Source organism: Streptomyces sp. NPDC091416 (genome assembly GCF_044756845.1).
Lineage (GTDB): Bacteria > Actinomycetota > Actinomycetes > Streptomycetales > Streptomycetaceae > Streptomyces.
The window spans coordinates 1-4943 of the sequence record NZ_JBIVTU010000045.1; the positions used below are offsets into that span (position 1 = coordinate 1).

Annotated in this window: 2 protein-coding genes, 1 tRNA gene and 1 pseudogene; 2 read left to right on the top strand and 2 right to left on the bottom strand. The window is 67.8% G+C overall.

Annotated elements, in window-relative coordinates; translation table 11 throughout:
• Positions 1–302: 302 nt before the first annotated feature.
• Positions 303–580: pseudogene (locus ACIQMX_RS42250) on the bottom strand (transposase family protein); the annotation flags it as partial.
• Between the two features lie 224 nt (positions 581–804).
• The gene (locus ACIQMX_RS42255; protein WP_402487005.1) at positions 805–1878 is read right to left on the bottom strand and encodes a hypothetical protein; all 1074 of its coding nucleotides are present in this window, start codon (positions 1876–1878) and stop codon (positions 805–807) included.
• Between the two features lie 279 nt (positions 1879–2157).
• Here ACIQMX_RS42255 and ACIQMX_RS42260 point away from each other — a divergent pair, with 279 nt between their 5' ends.
• Positions 2158–2553, top strand: a complete 396-nt coding sequence (locus ACIQMX_RS42260) for a hypothetical protein (protein WP_363078942.1) — start codon at positions 2158–2160, stop codon at positions 2551–2553.
• A gap of 1409 nt (positions 2554–3962) precedes the next feature.
• Positions 3963–4081, top strand: a tRNA-OTHER gene (locus tag ACIQMX_RS42265).
• Positions 4082–4943 lie beyond the last annotated feature (862 nt).

Consider the following 4943-nt stretch of genomic DNA (forward strand, 5'->3'; position numbering starts at 1 on the left):
CGTTGACTTTTGGCACGCTGTTGAGTTCTCAAGGAACGGACGCTTCCTTTGTACTCACCCTCAGAACATTTTCTGGGGCTTTCCTCCGGGCGCTTTCCTTCGGTCTTGCGTTTCCGACTCTATCAGACTCTTTCGTGTCCGATTCCCGGTCGAAGCGGGTTTCGCATTTTTGCTTTCCAGTTCTTCGCTTTCGCGCTTTCCCTTTCCAGCGAGCTCAACTCTACCAGAGACTTTCGGGCCTGATTCCCACCCCCCAGGTCACACCTGACGCCACGTCACTTCCTCGCTCCACGGCTGGCGCAGTGCTCGGCCGGGCCATCGCCCAGGCGGTCGCATACGGCGAGGATGCCGTCGAGCAGGACGGAGTCCGGGTCGACCTGCCACGGGACCTTCAGTAGGCCGGGTGCCCGCACCGCGAGCAGGTCGACCACCCTGCGCATGTAGGCATGGGCGGTACCCAACAAGATGCCGAGGACGGCGGCGATCTGCGCGAGGGTGCCGTGCTTGCGCAGGCACACCAGGGTGACGACCAAGGCCTGCTGATGCGGCGGTCGGCCTCTCTGGGGACGATGCGGAGCATGACTCACTCGACCAGCGCGTGCGGCGGGTCAGGTGCGGAAGGGTGGGAGGAGCCAACGAGGCTTCCGCACCGCCGGGTCGGGTCGAGCTCCTGTTCCTTCGACACAGGAGCCTCGTGCGTTGAGGATCCCGCCTCCGTGAGGCGAGCGGCTTGTCACACACTCTCCGCCGTCGACGGCACCTCCGCCGCCAATAGCGGAGGCGGGTGGCGGCGGGCCCGGCAGCTCATTGGATCAGGTCGGTGTGCGGATGCTCGGGGGAGGCCGGGCAGACGTAGATCTGCATGTTGTCGGTGCTGCCGACTTCGACCTTGGTCGGTTGTGAGGGGGACTGACCACAGCAATGACCGGCACCGTTGGCTGCGGCCCGGTCTTCATAGGGCGTCCAGCTGTGTCCCTCGCCGCCATCCCATTCGAAGGAGGCGATGGTCAGCAGCGGGACCATCCGCACATCACAGACGGTGCAGTATCGGGGGTCGGGGTCGGTGCGGCCCCATGGAGGCCAGCCGCCGACCTTCCATCCGGGCGCGTCTGCCAGATGGGGGTCATAGAAGTCGCGCGGATACTCCGCGTAGGAGCTGTCCACGTCGGCGCCGGCCGCCTGCCATCTGCTCCAGTCCTCCACTATGAGCCTCATCTGCGGACTCAGATCGAGGCTGTCGGGGTAATCCGTGATTGCTTCCGGAGCCAGGACACACGGCTCCGGCACATAGCCCTCATGGTTCACCTCGTACGGCTCGGGCGGTGCGGCGAGGACGTCGACGACCTCGGCAGCGGACCTCCAGAACAGTGCGGTCGCCGGCTTCCCGTACGGATCGTGGTCGTAGGGGCACCACAGAACCTGGAGCAGATCGGCCTGTCCCGGCGGCCGCAGCAGGGTTATGTCGCGCAGATACAGCTGGGCCACGGGCAGCATGGGGACCGGGCACTCCGCGGGCGGCGGGCCGGCGGCGAAACGCTCCGCGAGCCTCGCTGCGTTCCGCTCCTTGACCGCTGCCTCCTCGGGCGTCGTCCCGGGACCATCGTGGTCACCGTGCCACCGGGCCCGCCTGCGCCTCATGAGCCGCACGTCGTCCGGCGACTGGCGGAACCCACTGTCACGGTGCAGGTGCGAGGCTTCGCAGTGCGGCCACGGCGCCTCCTGCGGCCACAGCAACGGCCCGCCGACCGAACTCTCCCCGACCGAAGGCGACCCGGGACGAGGGTGCAGTCGAATCGCGGGACGTGCGAACGGCGCTATCCCGGGAAAGACCGCGGTCACGTCCACGGGCCGCGGCGGAGTGGTACGTACGAAGACCATGCCGGTGATCCTGTCACCAGCCACTGACAGGCCCTGGCCGCCTCAACCGGACTCGGTGACCACGGTGTTCAGCTGGTCAAAGTCCCACGCATGCAGCCACCGGCAACAGCGCCGGCGAGCCTGCCTACGTGACAGCCAGCGTGCTTCGGCCCAGCCATCGCCCGATCAGTTGCCATTCTGGGCAGGCTCAGTAACCGGCGCAGGCGCCAACGGACTTCGGCCGTCATCGGCCTCGCCTCTCGGCTTCCGGCAGGAGTCCCGCCACGGCATGATCGGGTGATGCTGATCGAACTGGTGAAGGTCGCCAAGTTCCCCTGGAGCCCCTGGCTGGCCCAGATCCGGACCCCGTTCGGGGGGACCGCGGTCCGCTGGTGCGGCGACCAAGCGGCAGAACCGGGCGAGTACCACGTCGAGTGGACGGTCGACGAGGACATCGCCTGGGGGCGGAACGCGAGGCCGACCGCCGGCACCGGACCAGAGGTCCGGCCCGGCGGGCACTGCGTGGTCCTGCGCGGACGATTGAACCTCACCGAGGACGGGGCCGCCGTACTGGATCTCGACGGCACGCAGATCCTGCTGGACCTCTCTGCCCCGCTGCCCGAAGGTGTTGCCGGTACATGGGTCGAGCTCTTCCTCGAGCGCGAGAAGATCGCGCTCCACCCGTTCGAACTCTGACTCGAGTTCAGTCCGAATGGAGCCCGGACGTTCCACTTCGACACCGATCAGTGGACCGTCGACGTAACTCGACCGACGGGGCGGGCGGAAGCACTCGGCGACGCCTCTTTCAGGAGAATCAGCTCCTCTGTCCTGGCGAGGGCGCACGCCTTGCGGAGCCGGGCGATCGTCTCCCTGCCCATCGGGTTCGTCCCGTGCGCCCTCCGTCGGCCGAGGTCCCTCACGAGTCGGAGCTCCGCTGCGGCGCAAGGCGCAACTGGCCCACTGGCCCACGGACCCACCCTCCTGAGCTGGTCCCCTCATCGGCCACGTCCGCTCCTTCGGTCTGATGCTCGCTGAGGGCCAGGGCGAACCGCTGCCGCAGTGGGCTCGAAGCAGTCCGGCAATACACCTCCCCGACCCGCCCCTCGGCCCCTCTGCCTCTTGGCCCCCACACGCTCACCGCGTAGCCATCGACCGTGACCGCGATCCGGTCATCGTCGGCCTCACCCTTCTCTGGAGCCATGAGGTCGGTCGTCGAAGGCAACGTCAGCCGCCTCACGATGCTCAAACGCCGGCTGGGTGCCCGGGCCGGCCTACGTCTCCCCCGCAACCTCGTCCTGCCCTACTCGCGCAGCACAGGCCAGACCGCGTCGCAGTACGGATGCCGACGCCTTCCGGAAACCCTTTCAGGAACTCCCCCGCGCAAGGTCGAACTCGGATTCAGGCTCAGTCACGCCTCCACGCAAGGAGGGTCGGCACCCGAGCTTCGGCAGCATCCCGGCACAGCGGGGACAGCGAAAGCCGGACGGTCAGCCCCATACCCGCACCGCGTACAGGCCCAGGAACGGGTCGGGGGCAACGTCGCCCGCGGTGGTCAACGCGGCGCTTAGGTGGCCGCGCCAACGATGGCGATCACGAGGGTGGAGGCCAGAGCCCGGGTCCCACGGTGGCGACCGGGGGTTTCAACGACCGACGAGGATCGGGCCGAGAAGCGAGCCGCCTCCGATGCCGTTGATGCCACCGGCGACGCCTACCACCAGGACCAGTGTCCTCGTGGTGCTCGAGCGACGACGGGCGCGGGCCACGGCACGGTGTCAGACGTACGCTCCGCAGCCATAACCACAGCCCGAGCGGCGGGAGGAGCGCAGCTACGAACAGTCGGTAGAACGCGGGCCGGGTACGGCGAAGACCTGATCACGGCGCCCAGGACGACGCGGGGCAGGGTGCTGGAGATCAGCAACCCGGTCAGCGGAGTTCCGAGACGAACGGGCAGCAGAAGGACCGCTCCGGAGACTCCCATGGGCGCCGTTGCTCAACTTCTGTGGCCATGCTTCAACGACAGCCTGCGCTGGATATCGGCTCGCCGCACACAGGACGAACCTCTACCTTGAGCCGAAGCGAGGATGGCGCGCATTCTCGCAGGTTGCGGTGCCGTGGCAGAGCGGCCCATTGCGATCGCCATGGGTGAGGTCCCGCGCATGGCGACTGATGGAGACGGGGCGGCCCTGCCCCTATCCGTCCGCGGGTTCGAATCCCGTCGGCACCGCAGCCGCCTTGGAACTTGTTCCACGCAAGCACTGTGCGACGTCGGCTCAGGCCGCCTGATGATCATTGCGTGATGCCGGGCCGGGCCCGCCCGAATCCCGGCACTCATGACTCGGCGCGCCGAGCGACCCGGCAGCGAGGCTGCTCTCATGTCCCACACCGGGACGGCCGGAGGACCGCGGGCGGAGCCGGCCCCCACGGCCAGGGCGCCGATGTATTCCGCTGTGTGGCCTCGCATAGTCCGTTGCCTGGACAGGTGGGGTAGCCCACGATGCCCGGATGCGCTTCTCCATCAATATCCCGAACTTCGGCGACTTCGCCGACCCTCGAAACGTCGCAACCGCAGGGCGGCGGCTGAGGAGTCCGGGTGGGACGGGCACTTCGTCTGGGACCACGTCCATGACGGGAAGTACTCGGGGCGGCCTTTCGGGGACGCCTGGATGCTGCTGACCACGAGTAGGGCAGCTTCGGCGACTCCACCGATCAGCGTGTGCTCGCCGAGCGACTGGACGAAGGAGTGGAGTTGTTGGGGCAGTTCTGGATGGGCGAGGCCGTCGACCATCACGGTCGCCACTACCAGGCACGGAACGTGACCTGCAGACCGCCACCCTGCAGCGTCCCCGGCCGCCCGTGTGGATCGGGGGCTTCTTGCCGAACCGGCCGCCCATGCGCCGCGCCGCCCGGTGGGACGGTGCGGTTCCTCTCTTCAAGAACGCCCTGCACGGCTGTCCGCCGGACAGCGAGGACGTGCGCGAGTTGATTACCTGTTGTCGGCGTACACGTGAACGTCCCCAGCCTCGTACGGATGAAAGGGGACAATTGCTGGTGCGGTGAGACCTGCTGCTCGGCACTCTGCTGTTTGG